A 17265-nucleotide genomic window follows, 5' to 3' on the forward strand; every position below is an offset into this window, starting at 1 on the left:
GAGCTTCAATGGACAGAACCAAAGGCAGTGCTTTCAATGGATTCTTCTCCGGAAAAAGATACGAGGTCATCGTTTCCTTGTTTGGCATGGGCGGGATGTTCTACAAAAACTCTGTAACCGGTCTAGGGCTTGCTCCCGGTATGAAGGCTCTGGATCTGGGGTGCGGGACGGGACAACTGAGCTTTGCCCTGGCTGCGATCTCGTCCGCCGATTGTGAAATCTTTGGCGTCGATCTGGCCACGGATCAAGTGGGCTATGCAAAGGAACGTCAGAAGGCATATTCTGGAAGTTTTCATTTCAGCGTGACCTCAATGGATGAAATCGACTTCCCGAATGAAACCTTTGACCTGGTGATGACTTCCATGGCCTTGCATGAGGCGAAACCGGAAGTACGTCGTATCGCCATCAGAAAGGCCTGCTGCATGCTGAAAACCGGAGGTAAATTTCTGCTCGTGGATTGGGGAAAACCCAGATTCGGCGGATGGGGGGCTCTTTTCTACCCCTTCTGTCGCTGGGGGCAGAAAGACAGGGACAACTGGAATAATACGTACAGAGAGTTGTGCGAGTCTCACGGATTATCATGCAAGGAAGACAAGTACATGAATTCGGTAATCCGCAAGCAAATTTTTATGAAAGAACCTCGCCAAGATACTTCAGAGGAAGTAATGAATTCTGCCTGCCTGACATTCTGAATATTAAATTTTCATTCCATTTCACAGTTACTGAATTTTATTCACGGGCTCAAATCAACAATAGGAGTATGTCAATATATAGTTATTCCTTACTGCTGAATACGCTCCACAAATAATTCCTTTCATCCACTCTGATCAATTCACACTGCTGTGCTCATCTTGCATATGCAATCTCAGGGCCTGAGCCATCTGTTTTGTCTTGTCCGTATCTTTCCATTCCCCATATATATGCATCCAGGTATCGAATCCGTATATTTTTTGCATCAGTTGTTCTTCATGCAAATTGATCCATGTGTCAAAAAGTTGCATCTCCACGGAAAATTCCTTGCTGTCGAGAACATCATTGATTGCGGCAGGCGGATATTTCACTCCGTCCATATGGAGCTGTAAAAACTCCACAACAACCCGTTGAGACAGTTCAGGAGAAAGGGGCACTCCCTCCACTCTTTCAGCCAGCTCCCAATATTCAGAGAACTGGTCATGAACCTGCTTTCTCTGCTCTTCATTCAACGCAATGAAAAGTCTTCCATCCTTTTCTTCCACAAAATAGTATCTCAACCAGAATTCAAAATGAAAGACGTGGGATACATCTACCAACGCTCGATGATTCACAGACATTTCAACTCCTCAAAAGTTATAGTAAAAATTATTAAAGCACACCTTCGTATGTATTTTTTACTCTAAATGCCATAAGCACTGTTCCACTGTTGACAGCTTGCCTAAACACATTTATTTATGGAAAAGACACTATGAAAACGGAGGATAAGCCATGGAAGAGTATGTAACAAAAGCTCTTGAAATCGTTAAAGCTCAAGCCAGTGTACGCATCATGAGCGAAGAGGAACTGACTTCAATGGTACGCGCTCTGGCCCGTGAAATCCAGAATATTGCGGAAGGCGGTGAGCCCGAGGCCGCCAAACCTCTGGATCAGGGAGACGCCAAAAAAGCCATCCGGGAAAAAAGCGTGACGTGTATGGAATGCGGCAAATCTTTCCGCGTTCTGACCAAGCGTCACCTTGCCACTCACGACCTGACGCCCGAAGCCTACCGGGAAAAATGGGGCTACAAGAAGGGTACGTCTCTGGTCGCCAAATCCCTGGCTCGCGAACGCCGCAAAAAAATGCAGGATATGCAGCTCTGGGAGAAACGGAAAAAGTAATAATGGGCGAAGCCTCCCGGCTTCGCCTTTCTCTCGCATCTTCCCCTGCTATCTGCCCTCCCCGCTTCCAAAGAACTGTTCCGCCTTGGTCAGGCTGGCTGACAGCAGGGAGAATTCCGAATCCACACTTTGCAGCACGAAAACGGGACTGACGTAAAGCCCGGTCCAGTCAAAATCAATGTTCCGGCCTTCCGCCGCAGGAGAAACACCAAGCACCAGAGGACGCACATCGATTTCCCCAGGCTCCCCTTTTTTGGTCCGCTTGGCCGCCATCCACACGGACGAATTCAGAAAAACGGATGCCCTTTCCAGGAACCGGTGTTCATCCGCTTCCTGCTCGAAACGCAGACAGTATCTTTCCCGCACGGCGATGGGTGCACGGCGCTGACAGGGCAGTTCCTCCACGCGCACGGCCCGCATGCCCGGCGGCAGCTCGGCGTTCAGCCGCTCCGGCAGCGGCGATGCATCCAGCCGGGAACGCACGAAAAAATCCATCCACTCGCAAATACTGCCCACGCCCACAGGCAGAGCGCGGGCAAATGACAGCATGGGGGCGGGATGAAAGCCCCCGGAAAAAGCCAAGGGTAGCCCCGCCCGGCGAAAGGCCCGTTCAAAAATGCGCTGCAACTCCAGTTGGCTCAGATATGCGGCCTGGCCGGTCTTGGAGTACCAGAGCCGAAAACGCTGCTCCCGATGCTGCAGGTCCTCTCTGACGCCAGAATCCGGCACTGTTTGGGCTGGTTCTTCCTGATCCCGGGAAGCCCGGTTCAGCACCGGCCGAATGGAACTTGCGGCCCCCTGGCGGGACAGCTGCGACTGCCGCCCGTCCATATTGCAGACCCCGCATGTCCGGCAGGCAGAATAGCGGCAATCCGGCGTAATGCGGCCGTCCATGGCGCGGCGCAGCTCCATACGTAAAAAACCGGCGCTGACTCCGGAATCGAGATGATCCCAAGGCAACGGGCTATCAAGATCCCGCGCTTGGAGATACCCGGCCGGATCGATGCCCGCCTCGGTGAAAGCTTCCTGCCACACATCGAAGCGCAGCTGGTCCGACCAGCTGGTGAAGGTCGCTCCTCTGGAGTAGGCCGCTTCCACGGCGGCGGACAGCCTCCGGTCCCCCCGGGAGAAAACACCCTCCAGAAAGGTCATGTGGGAGTGATGCCACTTCAGCTTGAGCTTGCGGTAAGGTTTGAAGATGGAGCGCAGATACGCAATGCGTTCCTCCACTTCGGCCATGGAAAGCTGCTGCTCCCACTGAAAGGGCGTATGCGGCTTGGGCACGAAGGGCGATACCGCCGCCGTGACCTGCAATCTTTTGGCCTTGGGGCCGGCGCAACCAGCCACTTTCAGACAGAGATCGAGAATACCGTCCAGATCAGCCGTCTCTTCCGTGGGCAGACCGATCATGAAGTACAGTTTGACCTGTTGCCATCCCAGGGAAAAAGCCCGGCTTACGTGGTCGAGAAGCGCCTCCTCGGTCACGCCCTTGTTGATGACGTCACGCAGACGCTGGGTGCCCGCCTCCGGGGCCAGGGTCAGACCCGTATGCCTGATGCGGCTCATGAGGCGCATCAGGTCTTCCGAAACCGAGCCCACCCGCAGGGACGGCAGGGAAATGGACACCTGTTCCTGACGGCAACGCGCGTAGGAGGACGCGAAAAGAGCCTCCAGGGTGCTGAAATCGCCCGTGCTGAGAGACAGAAAGGACAGTTCCTCGCTGCCCGTCCCGGCCAGACCCTGAGCAATGATCTCGCCCAGCACATCCACCCGCCTCTCACGCACCGGCCGGTAGATCATGCCTGCCTGACAGAACCGGCATCCTCTGGTGCATCCTCTGGCGATCTCCACGGAAAAACGGTCATGTACGGGTTTTCCGAACGGCACCACCTGCCTGACAGGAAAGGCAACACCATTCATGTCCGGCACGATACGTTTTTCCGGCCGATCCTTCCACCCGTCCAAAGGGCGCAGGCCGCCCGCGCCGTCTTCCTCGAAAAAAGCGGGGACATACACTCCGGGCAGTGCTTCCAGACGGCGCAAAGTCTCTTCCCGCTCCCAGCCCCCTTCTTTGGCCAGGGCCAGAAGCTCCAGTATCTCGGGCACGATCTCCTCGCCGTCCCCAAGAACCATCGCATCCAGAAAAGGCGCCAGAGGCTCGGCGTTGAAGGTACAGCCTCCCCCCGCAATGACGAAAGGATCGCCCGTGCCGCGCCGCGCCGCATGCAGGGGGATGCCGCCCAGATCGAGCATGTACAGCACGTTGGTGTAGCACAGTTCGTGGGTGAGGCTGAACAGTACCGCATCCGTGGCGGACAGGGGCGTATCGCTCTCCAGAGTGGCCAGCGGCTCGCCATGGGCGCGCAGCACGGCCGCCACGTCCTCGGTGGGCGCGAAGGTCCGCTCAGCGTAAAAGTTCTCGCGGGCATTGACGATGTCGTAGAGGATCTTCTGCCCCAGATACGACATGCCCACCTCGTACAGGTCGGGAAAAGCCAGGGCCACATGAGCGCGCATAACGGACGGGTCCTTGTGCACGCTGTTGATTTCCGTGCCCAGATAGTGACTGGGCCGGGAAAATAGGGGGAGAAGTCTTTTCATGCGGTCCGAAATGGCCGAATGGATGGTGGCAATACGCTCCGGCGGAGCCTCTGATCTGCGAGACTTCCCGCCGGAGCTTCCTTCGATGCTGGAAATCGGCCGCGGCCAGGCATCAGGGAGGCAAATGACGGCCGTGCGTCCGCTATTTTTTCAGAAACTTGCTGAAATCTGCGATATTGCCGCCGCCAGGACCACCCAGATTGTGCAGCCCGCCGGGAGCGGACAAAGTCAGATTGGTGCTGGCCTCGAGGTATTTGGTCTTCAGTTCCTCGGGTGTGGATTTGTACTGGAAAAGAACGTGCTTCACCTCTATTTCCCCGGCCATTTCCTGATCGAAAGGATAGCCGAAGGGCAACAGAAGCATCTGCACGCCGCCCTGAGCCGTGGGAATCGTCTGCAGGACGGCCGGATCGCGGATCACCCCGGCTTCCTGATCCCATTTGCCCAGCACCATCTCGCCGTTCACCAGTTTTACCAGTCTGATATCGTACATAGGTCACCTCGTCTTGCTCTCGCGCCGCATTGGGACGCGAAAATCGTGAATCGTCACGTCTATGGAGCCCACCTCACCCTGTCAAGGACACTTCCCAACCATGCCGGACAAGCGTCCCACGGCGTCGGAAACTCCGGATGACTGACCCGCCCGGCAGATTCAAGATGGAAGGCGACATGCATGGATTTCCGGCGGACCGCCGGACGCATCTTTCCGGTCTTGAAGACGCCCCATTCTTGACGAACGCGGCCACTCCGGGCATGAGGCGTCCATGCACGAAACTTCAGGCACCATGGTATCTTTCATATTTACCGCCCCCTGACGCGGGGCCACGGTGCGACGCGCAGCGCGCGAATTTTCCGATGCCGTGAACAGCCCCATGTTCACGGCATTTTTGTTTTCAAACGGAGGTCCTCATGCTCTACGACATACCCAGCGAAACCATGCCCAGGGAAGAGCTGGAAGCGCTGCAACTGCGCCGCCTCAAATCCATGCTGGAGAAAGTCTATTACAACGTGCCGTTCTATCAGAACAAATTCAACGGCGCGGGCGTCCGGCCAGAAAACATCCGCTCCCTGGACGACATCAGGCGGCTGCCCTTTACCGAGAAGCAGGACCTGCGCGACAACTATCCTTACGGTCTGTTCGCCGTGCCCAGAGACAACGTGGTCCGGGTGCACGCCTCCTCCGGCACCACCGGCAAGGCCACGGTGGTAGGCTACACCCAGCGCGACGTGAACAACTGGGCCGAACTCATGGCCCGGTCCCTCATGTGCGCCGGCTGCCGGCGCAGTGACATCGTGCACAACGCCTACGGATACGGTCTCTTCACCGGGGGCCTCGGCATGCATTACGGCGTGGAGCGGCTGGGGGCGACCATCCTGCCCGTTTCCGGCGGCGGCACCAGACGTCAGGTCATGCTCATGAACGATTTCGGCTCCACGGTGCTGTGCAGCACGCCATCCTACGCCCTGTTTCTGAGCGAATCCATCCGCGAGGCGGGCCTCGACATCGCCGATCTCAAGCTGCACACGGGCATTTTCGGCGCGGAACCCTGGAGCGAGAACATGCGCGCCGAAATCGAGTCCAAGCTTCAGATCAAGGCTCTGGACATCTACGGGCTGTCCGAAATCATGGGGCCCGGCGTGGGCATCGAATGCAGCGACGCTCAGGACGGCCTGCATGTCTGGGAAGACCATTTTCTGGTGGAGATCATCGATCCGGAGACGGGCGAGCCGCTGCCTCCGGGCGAACCAGGAGAGCTGGTCGTCACCACCCTCGCCAAGGAGGCCCAGCCTCTGGTCCGCTACCGCACCCGCGACATGACCCGCATCAACGAAATACCCTGTAAATGCGGCCGCACCCACCGCCGCATAGAGCGCATCCGGGGCCGCAGCGACGACATGCTGATCATCCGGGGCGTCAATGTCTTCCCGCAGCAGATCGAGGCCATCCTGCTGGAAACCCAGGGCATCACCCCGCACTACCAGCTCATTCTGAGCCGGGAGGGCAGCCTCGACATTCTGGAAGTCAAGGTCGAAGTGGATGAAAAGCTCTTCTCCGACGAGATCAAATATTTACAGCGCATTGAAGGCAAGATACGAAAAAATATAAAGGAATTTCTGGGCGTCACCGCCAAGGTGACCCTGTCCGAACCCCGGAGCATCGAGCGCTCCGAAGGCAAAGCCAGGCGGATTGTCGATCTGCGCAATGTATAACCGGGTGGGACTTCCTGCCCCGGACCGGGAGGCATGATGAAAGTGGAACAGATTTCGGTCTTTCTGGAAAACCGGGCCGGCCGCCTGGCCGAAGTGACCAGGACTCTGGCTGAGAACAACGTGAATATCCGGGCTCTTTCCCTGGCCGACACTTCGGATTTCGGCATCCTGCGCCTCATCGTCACGGATAACGAAAAAGCCAAGGAGGCGCTGAAAGCCAAGGGATTCACTGTCGGCCGGACCAACGTGGTGGCCGCCGAAGTGGGCGACAATCCCGGCGGCCTGCACAACATTCTGGAGATGCTGGCCGTCGGCAACGTCAACGTGGAATACATGTACGCCTTTGTGACCCAGAGCGGGCACAACGCCGTGCTGGTCTTCCGCTTCGACCAGACGGACAAGGCCATCGAAGTGCTGCGCTCCAACGGCGTCCGCATTCTGTCCGGCGAAGAACTCTACGCCCTCTGAGCCGCAGCCTCCAGATGAAAGAGGCCGGGACAAACCCCGGCCTCCTGTGAAAGTTCCGAAAAAATCCACTCTCTCGGAGCCGCTGTCACCGGCCGCGCAACTGACGCTTGTCCCCCACGCGGATGGTGATTTTCTCCTTGTCCAGATATTCCAGCACCGGAATGGCGAACTTGCGGCTCAGGCCCGTCAGATCCCGGAAATCCTGCGGCCCCAGCTCATTGTTGACGGCGAAGAAATCTCTCACCTTGCCGATCAGGCCGTCCATGGCCACGCGGGCATAGTAGAATTCCTCGCTGACCTTGACCAGTACGCCCTCCTCCTGAAGAAGCCGGAACATGGGAGCCGCGTCCTTTTGCACCAGACCGTTCTCTTCCAGAAAAGCCTTGACCGTCGGCGGAGTCAGCCCGGCCTCAAGAAAGGTTTTTTCCATCAGTGCTCTCAGGCCCGACTGGTCCGCGGCCAGAGACACCGAATGTTCCGGCAGGCGCAGGATGTCTCCTTCCAGCACGACCCGTCCGGCCCGGACCAGCCGCTCCACGAGAAAGTGCAGCAGGCGCGGGTGCATGGCCCGTCCGAAGCTGGAGGCCAGCTCCGCCCGCGAAATGCCCTGCCGCATGGGCTCACGGCGATGATATCCGGTCAGGAACTCCAGGCATTCTGCATTGAGGACCTCAAGCACCTCGGCACTGACGAAGCGGCTGCTCTCGCGGTCGAACTGAAAGGCCCGCTGCCTGCCCCCCAGAGTCTGCAGGGTTTTGTCCAGGGTTTTCGAGTCCATGTCCGTCATGACCCGCAATTCCGCCAGGGTCAGCCCGCCGCGCCCGGACAGCAGGAGCTGTGCCAGCAGCAATTCCTCCCCGGTCATGCCGCCCAGAGCCGCCAGCCGTTCCAGATCCCCGGAGTGCCGGCGGATCTTGCGCCCCAGAGGATTGATCACCCGACCCCCGGCCACGGTCATGAGCGGCGAAAAGGAGCGCACGATGCAGCGGTCGCCGAACACGGCCGGCATGGGCCGGGAAAAACGGACCTGGCATATGGCCGTCTGCCCCGGTTCGAGCCTGTCCCGGTCCGGGAAAAACAGCCGGGCCAGAATCTCGCGGGAGCCGTGATGGAAATGCACTTCGGTGCGGTGCTTCAGGGCCTGAGGCGCGGAAGCCAGGCAGGTCAGTTCCACGTCCCAGACAAAAGCCGGAAAGAGCGTGCCCGGATGGGCCAGAACGTCTCCGCGTTCCAGGTCGGCCACTTCCAGGCCGTGCAGATTCACGGCGGTGCGCTCTCCGGCCCGGGCCGCGCCGGTAGCCGCGCCATGCACCTGCAGGCCGCGAACTCTGGAATCCCGTCCGGCGGGGTAGACACGCACATCCTCGCCCACGCGCAGGGTCCCGGAAATGGATGTGCCCGTGACCACGGTGCCATGGCCCTTCATGGTGAATATCCGGTCCATGGGCAGGCGGAAAAGGTCTGAACGCCGGTCCGGAGCAAAGGGCCGCGAAACCTCCAGAATGCGGGCGCGCAGTTCGTCCAGGCCCGTGCCGGTATGCGCGGAAACCGGCACCACGGGCGCGCCGTCCAGAAAGGAGCCGGACAGGTAGGCGGACACTTCCTCGCGCACCAGTTCCAGCCAGTCCTCTTCCACCATGTCCGTCTTGGTCAGGGCCACGAGACCGGTCCTGATGCCCAGAAGGGAGCAGATTTCCAGATGCTCGCGGGTCTGGGGCATGACGCCCTCGTCCGCCGCGATGACCAGAAGCACGAAATCGATGCCCGCCGCTCCGGCGACCATGTTTTTGACGAAGCGTTCGTGGCCGGGCACGTCGATGACGCCCAGGCGCTCCTCTCCGCCCAGATCCAGATAGGCGAAGCCGAGCTCGATGGTGATGCCGCGCTTTTGTTCCTCGGCCAGCCGGTCGCAGTTGATGCCGGTCAGCGCCTTGACCAGGCTGGTCTTGCCGTGGTCGATATGTCCGGCCGTTCCCATGATGACGGGCATGAGCGTCTCCTTCAGCTTCGGTAGAACGCGCCGTAGGCAAGAACCGCGGCGTACAGGTCGGCCTTGGAGCTGACCTCGAAAGGACTGTGCATGGACAGGACGCCGGGCCCGAAATCGATGACGTCCATGCCGTACACCGCCAGCTCCCTGGCCACGGTTCCTCCGCCGCCCTCGTCCACCTTGCCTATCTCGGCCATCTGCCAGGGAATATCCTCCCGCGACAGAAGAGCGCGGAACCAGGCCACATATTCGGCGTCGGCCTCGCTGGCACCGTACTTGCCGCCATGTCCCGTGAATTTGGAGAACACCGGCCCGAAGCCCAGCAGCGAGGCATTGTATTTGTCGTGCACGTCCTGATAATCCGGGTCCAGGGGCGCGTGCACGTCGGCGGATACGGCCTTGGTCCGGCTCAGGACGTGACGTGGCCGGGTTGCGGGCTCGCCCGCCTCCAGAATATCGGCCAGAGCGTACTCCAGAAATCTGGACCGGGCACCGGCCGCTCCGTCGGAGCCGATTTCTTCCTTGTCCCACAGCACCAGAGCCTGAGTGTATTCCGAAGCCGGAGCCTCCCAGAAGGCCCGGCAGGCTGCGAAAACGCACAGACGGTCATCCTGACCGTATCCGCCGAGCAGGGCACGGTCCAGTCCCACGAACCGGGCCCGGCCAGCGGGAACAATCTGGAGTTCGGCGCTGAACAGGTCTTCCTCCTGGAAGCCGTACGCCGCATGCAGAACCTCCAGCACATGGCGGCGGACCTTCCCGTCTTCTTCCGTTTCCGCCGGGGCGTGCCCCACGGCCACGTTCAGCTTTTCGCCCGGAAACGCCTTGTCCACGGTTTCCTCACGCTGCCTGCGGGACAGATGAGGCAGCAGATCGAGCACCGTCAGCACCGGATCGTTTTCGTCTTCTCCCACGCAAACCGGGACGGTCCGGCCGTTCTTCAGGATGACCACGCCATGCAGGGCCAGCGGCCGGGCCAGCCACTGGTATTTCTTGATGCCGCCGTAGTAATGGGTTTTCATCAGGCCCACTTCGCAGGCCTCGTGCAGCGGATGCTGTTTCAGATCCAGGTGCGGGGTATCCACATGGGCAGCGATGAGCCGCAGTCCGTCGCCCAGAGGCCGGGCTCCCTTTCTGACCAGCAGGGCGGCCTTGGAGCGAAACGGCATGATGATCCGCGAGGCGCCCGGGTCTTCGGAAAAGCCATGTTCCTCCGCTCGCTCCCGGACCCAGGCGATGGTTTCGCGCTCGGTTTTGCAGACGCTCAGAAAGTCAAGATAGTCCCCGGCCAGCCGGCCCATGGCCGCCCTGTCCTCGCCGGAAGCATAGCGCTCCCAGCAGTTCACCGCCTTGTATTCCATAACTTGGCCTCCTCGAAAACCACACCCCGAAAAACACTGCGCCGTCGCGGCGGAGCAGGGTCTATGAAAAAGGGGAGCGGAATTTCTCCTGCTCCCCCAAGCATCCATGATCTTCCGGGCGGCAGTCAGCGCGCCGGAAAGACAATATCGTTCTCCGATCTTTTTCAGCCGTCGCGGTCCGGACCGCTCCCGAGGCATTTCTTCCGCTCATCCGTGTAATGCCACCAGGGCCTCGGCTCCCCGCCATCCATGAAACGCGTAATGGAGATGAAAACATCCAGCACGCACGGGTCGTGTCTCACCCCGGTCTTCCCGCAGAGCTCCTCGTACAGATCGTACGGAGACCGGCCTTTGAGCTGGCCCGGTTCGGTGATGCCCAGCATACGCAGATCCGCCGCCGTCGCCGGGCCGACGTTGGGCAGATCGGTGAGCTTTTCGAGCCTGCTTCTGGTCACTTTTTCAGGATTCATTGCACAGATCGGAAGTTCATCAGGCCGCGACCGGTAAAATACAGTCACTTCTTTTTCATGGCCCGGGCCAGAGCCTCGCCCAGGGAGCCGAATCCATCGCCGCTTCCGGGCTTGTATTCCTTCCAGTCGGCGACATCCTCTTTCTTGCCCGTGCCCAGACTGATTTTGCGTTCGCGCGCGTTCACGCTCTCGATGCTGACCACCACGGTGTCGCCCGGCCCGAGCTTGTCGTACTTCACGTCGTTCTCGGCCCTGGCCATGACGGACTGGGGCAGAAGGCCGGTCACGCCCGGCTCCAGATTGATGAAAAGCCCGAACTGCTGCCGCTTCTCCACCGTACCCTGCACCGTCTGCCCGACCCGGTATTTCTCGGGCACGGCCAGCCACGGATCGCCCTCGGCGTCGCGCATGCTAAGTGAAATACGCTGCTTGTCCGCGTCCACCTGCTTGATCACGGCCGCCACCATGTCCCCGGCCTGCACCATGTCGCCGGGCTTGTGCACGCGTCTGGCGTAGCTCATCTCGCTGACGTGGACCAGTCCCTCGATGCCCGGCGCGATTTCCACGAACGCGCCGAAATCCATGAGTTTAACTACCTTGCCCGTGACCTTGTCACCTTCCTTGAAACGGTCGGCGGCGGTTTTCCAGGGATCGTCCTGAGCCTGCCGGATGGACAGGGAGATGCGGGTTTCGCCGGGCTTCTTGCCTTCCGCCGCGCCCAGATACTTTACCCGCACCCGGTCGCCGACGCTCAGGACCTCGTCGGGGCTCTGGATTCTGCTCCAGGAAATCTCGGAAACATGCACCAGACCGTCCAGGCCGGGCGCCAGTTCCACGAATGCGCCGAAAGCGGCCAGACGGGTGACTTCGCCTTCGACGATGTCGCCGTCCTTGATTCCCTCGAAAAATCTGGCCCGGGCCTGAAGCTGTTCCTCTTCCAGAAGAACGCGGCGGGAAACCACGATATTGCGCCCGCCCTCGGTCAGTTTGGTGATGCGGAACTGCAGGGTCTGCCCCACGTAGTCCTCAGGATTCTCCACATAGCGGGCGTCGATCTGGGACACGGGACAGAAGGCGCGGTGCTTCAGGATTTCCACGTGGAACCCGCCCTTTATCTGCTCCCGGACCTTGCCTTCCACGGGCACGCCGTTGGCATGGGCTTCTTCCAGCATGGACAGGCCGCCGATGCCGGCCAGCGCTCTGGACAGACGGATGCTGTCGTCGGCCAGGCCCACCACATAGAGCTCCAGGCGGTCGCCCTCGGTCACGGTCAGCCCGCCGGATTCGTCCTGCAGTTCTTCCCGATCCACAATGCCGTCCACGGAGGCTCCGCAATCGACGAACACGGATTTCTGTCCGATGGAAATGACCGTCCCCGACACCTTGTCTCCGGCCTGAAGAGCAGTTTTACGTTGGGAGTCGGATTCGTAGGACGCGAACAGCTCGGCAAAATCTTCACTCATGCTACAACCTTGCGTTATTCAAAGCGGGTAATGGAGTTGATGGAAATCTGGTCGACGGGAGCGTGTTCGTGGTCGCCCTGGGGTCTCACCCGGGCCTTTTCTATTTTCTTGACCACGTCCAGCCCGTCGATGACCTGACCGAAAACACAGTAGCCGAATTCTTCCTCGCTCTGGTAATCCAGATCGGGATTGTCCACGGTATTGATGAAAAACTGGGCCGAGGCGCTGTGCGGGTCGGCCGTGCGGGCCATGGCCACTGTGCCTTCCAGGTTTTTCAGGCCGTTGGCCGCCTCATTCATGATGGGCGCCTTGACCGGCTTTTCGCGCATCATGTTGTCCAGCCCGCCGCCCTGAATCATGAAATCCCTGATGACCCGGTGAAACAGCGTGCCCACATAAAAGTCCTCGTCCACATAGCCCAGAAAGTTGGCCACGGTCTGCGGCGCCTTGTCGGCGAACAGTTCCACCAGGAATTCTCCTTTGGTCGTGTCCACCAGGACAACCGGATTGCTCATGTCTGCCTCCGTCGGAAAGATTCAAAGCGGACGAAAAGTATACGCCTCGCCGCCATTTGGCAATTTTTTTGCCGTATGGCCTCCCGGCCCGTCACATGTTCCGCGGCCCGGAAACGGGCTCGTCATCTCCGCCGCAGGCCCATCCGCCGTCACACAGGCCACCCGTCTCGCCACCGTCAAAGGAAGCGCCGTCTTCCCTCGGTTCCACGTGAATGGTGATCTGCAGCCCCGGCCAGGCCTTACGCAACTCCTCCTCGATCTCGCAGCACAGATCGTGGGACCGGCGCACCGTCATGTTTCCGGGCACGAGCAGATGAAAATCCACGAACCGCACCGACCCGGCCATGCGCGTGCGCAGGGCGTGAAAGCCGCTTTCCCCGCCCCCCACCCGGCGGATGACGGCGGCCATGCGTTCGATGTCTTCGGCGGGCAGGCCAGCGTCCATGAGCCCGGACGCCGAGCGCCAGACCAGAGCCGCTCCGGTGCGGATGATGAGCATGGCCATGAGGCAGCCGATGACAGGATCAAGAATCTGCCAGGACGGCGGCGCGAAAAGCATGACGAACAGCGCCCCGACCAGGCCGGCAGAAGTCCAGACATCCGTCAGCAGATGCCGGGCGTCGGCCTCCAGTGCGATGCTCCCGCACGCCCTGGCCGCACCGAGCATGATCCGGGCCGTGATCAGATTGACCAGAGCGGCCGCCACGGCCACCGCAATGCCCGCACCCAGAGACTCGAGGGGCTGCGGATCGAAAAACCGCTGTACGGAAGCGTAGGCGATGCCCAGCGCGGCAAGACAGATCAGGACGCCTTCGACTCCGCTGGAAAAATACTCGACCTTTCCGTGACCGTAGGCATGCCCTCTGTCGGCCGGACGCCGGGCCTGGATGATGGCCAGCAGAGCGATGAACCCCGCCGCCAGATTGACCACGGACTCCACGGCGTCGGAAAAAAGGCTGACGGAATCCGTCAGAAGGAAGGCTCCGAACTTGAGAGCCATGGTCAGAATCGAAGCCCCGATGGACAGCCAGGCGTATCTGCGGATACCGGCGGACATTTCAGTAGTTCCAGACATCGAAGAAATTGAACCCCAGAAGCACGCGCACGTCGCGGCGGGCGCGGAAAAAGGCCGTACCGCGCACGGGACAGAAAAAGAACATGCCGTTGTCGAGAATCCAGAAATCGTCCTCCCGGTCGTGGACAATGGCGAAAGAATGCCTGCGCCCGGAGAATTCCACGGAAACGACACCCAGGGCGCTGTCGGGAAACCCCGCGTCGCGCAGCCGATGCATGATGGCGATGGCCTGATCGAGGCTGATGCCCCGGCCCCGGTCCAGAGTCACGGAGGAAGGCCGCCACAGGTCGCCCAGTTCGTGCCGGATCTCCAGCAGCGTGCGCCGGTGGATGCGGCGCATCAGGGCCGGATTGATCTTGCCGGCGGCGCTTCTAGACGGCTGGTCGCCCTCGAAGGTCATGGACTCCATCTGCGTCTTCTGCCAGGTGCGGACATCGTCATAAAGCGGGCTGTCTTTCACCCGGTCATTTTTCGGCAGCGGCAGCTTTCCGGGCAGAAGGGCATACCCCGCCCGGCGCAGGACGGACAAGGTGCAGCCCAGCCAATAGGTCCAGACATTCATGCGCGAACTCCTTCGTGATCATAAAATCCGCTTTATTCAGGATCGCTTTCCCGTTTGTCAATTTCGCCTGGCCACCGCGCGTTGACTTCCGGTTTCGCCTCAAATAGGGGCTACGCATCCAGTCTCAGGCCCCGCGTACCGCCCCCATCAGGCATCGCCAGCTCGTTTCTCAACTTCGCATTTCTAAGGAAAGCAGTATGGCCCCAGGCCCGACCAAGAAGGATCTCCTGCTCAAATCCGCCAAGGTGCTTTTCAGCGAGCACGGCTACTCCGAAACCACCTTCAAGAAAATATCCGAGCGGGCCGGTGTGGCCCTGGGACTGCTCACTCATCACTTCGGGAGCAAGGAAAAATTGTTTCTGGCCGCGGGGCTGGACGTGGTGCGCGAACTCGTCGACTGCCTCCGGGACAATCTGCGTGATGACCACAGCGGACTCGAAGGTGTGCGTATTTTCGCGTCCACCTACTTTGACTTCGCAAGAGATCCCGACCGGGCTTTCATGGTTCTGGTGCGCTGCTCGCCCTTCAGCGATCTGAAAACCACGGAAGACAAGGAAGTCATGTTCCGGAATTTCTCCGAGCTGTATGACATCCTTACGGGCAGCATCCGGCGGGGCGTGGCGGATGGCAGCATCCGGCCCTGCGATCCGCAGAAGATGTCCGTGGTCGTGTTCTGCAATCTGGTCGGAGCCATCAGGCACGGTCTGCTCACCCCCTACGGAGATGAAACCCTGTTCGGTGATGTCGTCGATTTCATCGTGGCAGGTCTGCGGAACGATTGAGCATTTTCGCGGCGGCTCGACGGTTCGGCAATACGGCCCGCCGCCCGGATATCACAGGAATTTTCTCAGGGAACATTGTTTTGAATGCGCCAGAAAATGCTTGTGAAATGCTTCCTGGGCGGTTATCCGAAGTCATACAGTTTTTTGGGACTTGAAATGCCGATATCCGGTTTCGCCGTACTGGACGTCGAAAAGCATTGATGCTCACAAACCGGCCCCGCTTTGAAATACGGTTACAGGCTACGCACAGAGCGCCCGGAGTCCATACCCGGAAATCCGACGCGCCAACCTTCAACGCAGCTCAAGGACCCATGTCAAAAAACAAGTACACCATCTGCCGGGACTCGTTTCAGGTCTATTACAAAAGAAAATCCACGACTCCGCGTTTTTTCCTCTCCCTTCTCGCCTGCCTCGGCATCGCAGCGGGGATTGCGGTCTGCTTCCATCTCATTCCCCCCGAAGACGCCCAGCCCAGCGTGGACAAAAATTTCCGGGAGATCTCCCATTCTCCAGAGACGTCCGACTCAAAAGAGATTCCGTGTGCGGAGCATGAGGAAGAGTTACCCTTGGCCGAGGCGCCGCGCGAGCCCGGGCTCATCCGGATGACCAACACCATCCAGCAGGGCGACACGCCGTCCTCCCTGCTGGCAGGCCATCTTGGTCTCGCGGAAATCTACTCGCTGTGCGACGCGAGCAAAAAAGTCTATTCTCTTGGGAAGCTGAAAGCCGGACAGCCCTGGACCATGATTTATTCCAACGACGCCTTGGTGGGCCTGGAATATGAAATCGATGCCGACGAGCGTCTGGTGGTTTCCATGACCGAGGAGGGATACGAGTTCCGGCGGGAACCCATTCCCTATGACACGGAAACCGTCACCGTAACAGGCACCATCACCAGCAGCCTGTTCGGGGCCGTGGCCGAAGCAGGTGAATCGGACGATCTGGCCATCCGCTTGGCCAATGTATTCGCTTATGACGTGGATTTTGTGCGCGCCCTGCGCACGGGCGACAGCTTTCGGGTGGTCGTGGAGAAAAAATTCCGCGAGGGCAAATTCTCCGGCTACAGCAACCTGCTTGCAGCCAGCTTCACCAACCAGGGCCAGACCTACTACGCGTACCGCTACACGAAAAAAAACGGCGATTCCGCATACTATGACCAGACGGGGCGGCCGCTGCGCAAGGCTTTTCTCAAATCTCCCCTGCCCTTCACCCGGATTTCCTCCGGTTACTCCATGAGCCGCATGCATCCCATTCTGGGCTACAGACGCCCGCATCAGGGCATTGATTACGCTGCGCCCACGGGCACGCCCATCAGTACCGTGGCCGACGGCACCATTTCCGATGTCGGCTCCAACAAGTCTCAGGGCAAATATGTCAAGGTCAAGCACAGCAACGGCTACGAGACCATCTACAACCACATGAGCAAATACGCCAAGGCGAGCAGGAAGGGCTCCAAGGTCAAACAGGGCCAAGTCATCGGATATGTAGGCAGCACCGGATACGCCACAGGGCCTCATCTGGACTTCCGGATGAAACAAAACGGCCAGTTCATCAATCCACTGAAGCTCAAAATGCTGCCGGCGGATCCTATCGCGGCCAAGGAAATGCCCGCTTTCAAAGCCGTCATTGCCGCTTACAAATCCCAACTGGAAGAACCCATCCGTTCCGCCTCTCTGGATAAAGAACTTCTCCCCTCCCGTTGATTCAAAAAGGCTGTGCTCCCCTTATTGGGGAGAACAGCCCGTTCTCCGCCCGGATCAATCCTACCGCATTTCAGCCTGACGCAGTGCCGCTCAAATACCCCGCACGAGCTCTAACCTGTTGCCTTTACTTGCTAATCGACATACTGGTTGCCGAACTTTCTTGCCAAACGCCGGACAATCTCCATGAACTCAGCCCCGCTCCCGACAGATTCA

Annotated in this window: 16 protein-coding genes; 6 read left to right on the top strand and 10 right to left on the bottom strand. The window is 59.5% G+C overall.

The genetic code is table 11. The features are described 5' to 3' along the window. The first annotated feature begins 8 nt into the window (after positions 1-8). Entirely contained in the window at positions 9-692 is a 684-nt protein-coding gene (locus AXF15_RS00665; protein ID WP_066601879.1) for a class I SAM-dependent methyltransferase, read from the top strand. A 135-nt stretch (positions 693-827) separates the two neighbouring features. On the opposite strand, the gene AXF15_RS00670 is transcribed toward AXF15_RS00665, so the two are convergent. Further along, on the bottom strand, positions 828-1310 hold the full coding sequence (locus AXF15_RS00670) for a hypothetical protein (RefSeq protein ID WP_066601882.1): 483 nt from the start codon (positions 1308-1310) through the stop codon (positions 828-830). A 151-nt stretch (positions 1311-1461) separates the two neighbouring features. Between AXF15_RS00670 and AXF15_RS00675 the strand changes: the two genes are divergently transcribed. Next, positions 1462-1851, top strand: coding sequence for a Ros/MucR family transcriptional regulator (locus tag AXF15_RS00675; protein ID WP_066601889.1), 390 nt, complete (start codon positions 1462-1464; stop codon positions 1849-1851). Between the two features lie 48 nt (positions 1852-1899). On the opposite strand, the gene AXF15_RS00680 is transcribed toward AXF15_RS00675, so the two are convergent. Together AXF15_RS00680 and AXF15_RS00685 are read right to left on the bottom strand one after the other, a co-directional pair. Then, a complete protein-coding gene (locus tag AXF15_RS00680; protein ID WP_066601892.1) occupies positions 1900-4452 on the bottom strand; it encodes a TIGR03960 family B12-binding radical SAM protein in 2553 nt (850 codons plus the stop codon). Positions 4453-4594: 142 nt separating this feature from the next. Continuing rightward, a complete protein-coding gene (locus AXF15_RS00685; protein ID WP_066601905.1) occupies positions 4595-4945 on the bottom strand; it encodes a hypothetical protein in 351 nt (116 codons plus the stop codon). A gap of 416 nt (positions 4946-5361) precedes the next feature. Between AXF15_RS00685 and AXF15_RS00690 the strand changes: the two genes are divergently transcribed. Both AXF15_RS00690 and AXF15_RS00695 read left to right on the top strand, forming a co-directional pair. Continuing rightward, positions 5362-6663 (top strand): phenylacetate--CoA ligase family protein, encoded by a 1302-nt coding sequence (locus tag AXF15_RS00690; protein WP_066601907.1) that lies wholly within the window; start codon positions 5362-5364, stop codon positions 6661-6663. Positions 6664-6699: 36 nt separating this feature from the next. Then, positions 6700-7131, top strand: coding sequence for an ACT domain-containing protein (locus AXF15_RS00695; protein ID WP_066608498.1), 432 nt, complete (start codon positions 6700-6702; stop codon positions 7129-7131). Positions 7132-7216: 85 nt separating this feature from the next. Here the strand turns inward: AXF15_RS00695 and selB are convergent, their stop codons facing one another. The 7 genes from selB to AXF15_RS00730 form a co-directional block, all read right to left on the bottom strand. Next, entirely contained in the window at positions 7217-9121 is a 1905-nt protein-coding gene (gene selB / locus AXF15_RS00700) for a selenocysteine-specific translation elongation factor (protein WP_066601911.1), read from the bottom strand. 11 nt (positions 9122-9132) lie between these two features. Further along, a complete protein-coding gene (locus tag AXF15_RS00705; protein ID WP_066601912.1) occupies positions 9133-10482 on the bottom strand; it encodes an aminopeptidase in 1350 nt (449 codons plus the stop codon). Positions 10483-10646: 164 nt separating this feature from the next. After that, positions 10647-10952 carry a helix-hairpin-helix domain-containing protein gene (locus tag AXF15_RS00710; protein ID WP_066601914.1) on the bottom strand — a complete coding sequence of 102 codons (306 nt, stop codon included), beginning with the start codon at positions 10950-10952 and terminating at the stop codon, positions 10647-10649. A gap of 44 nt (positions 10953-10996) precedes the next feature. Beyond that, entirely contained in the window at positions 10997-12415 is a 1419-nt protein-coding gene (locus tag AXF15_RS00715) for a 30S ribosomal protein S1 (protein WP_066601917.1), read from the bottom strand. 14 nt (positions 12416-12429) lie between these two features. After that, the gene (locus AXF15_RS00720; protein ID WP_066601920.1) at positions 12430-12930 is read right to left on the bottom strand and encodes a peptidylprolyl isomerase; all 501 of its coding nucleotides are present in this window, start codon (positions 12928-12930) and stop codon (positions 12430-12432) included. 91 nt (positions 12931-13021) lie between these two features. Further along, positions 13022-13987, bottom strand: a complete 966-nt coding sequence (locus tag AXF15_RS00725; RefSeq protein ID WP_083517772.1) for a cation diffusion facilitator family transporter — start codon at positions 13985-13987, stop codon at positions 13022-13024. Between the two features lies 1 nt (position 13988). Then, complete coding sequence (locus AXF15_RS00730; RefSeq protein ID WP_066601931.1) at positions 13989-14567, bottom strand: hypothetical protein; 579 nt, start codon at positions 14565-14567, stop codon at positions 13989-13991. A 197-nt stretch (positions 14568-14764) separates the two neighbouring features. Between AXF15_RS00730 and AXF15_RS00735 the strand changes: the two genes are divergently transcribed. Continuing rightward, complete coding sequence (locus tag AXF15_RS00735; protein ID WP_066601933.1) at positions 14765-15349, top strand: TetR/AcrR family transcriptional regulator; 585 nt, start codon at positions 14765-14767, stop codon at positions 15347-15349. A gap of 311 nt (positions 15350-15660) precedes the next feature. Beyond that, on the top strand, positions 15661-17052 hold the full coding sequence (locus AXF15_RS00740) for a M23 family metallopeptidase (RefSeq protein ID WP_066601936.1): 1392 nt from the start codon (positions 15661-15663) through the stop codon (positions 17050-17052). The last annotated feature ends 213 nt before the right edge of the window (positions 17053-17265 follow it).

This window comes from Desulfomicrobium orale DSM 12838, from assembly GCF_001553625.1.
Lineage (GTDB): Bacteria > Desulfobacterota > Desulfovibrionia > Desulfovibrionales > Desulfomicrobiaceae > Desulfomicrobium > Desulfomicrobium orale.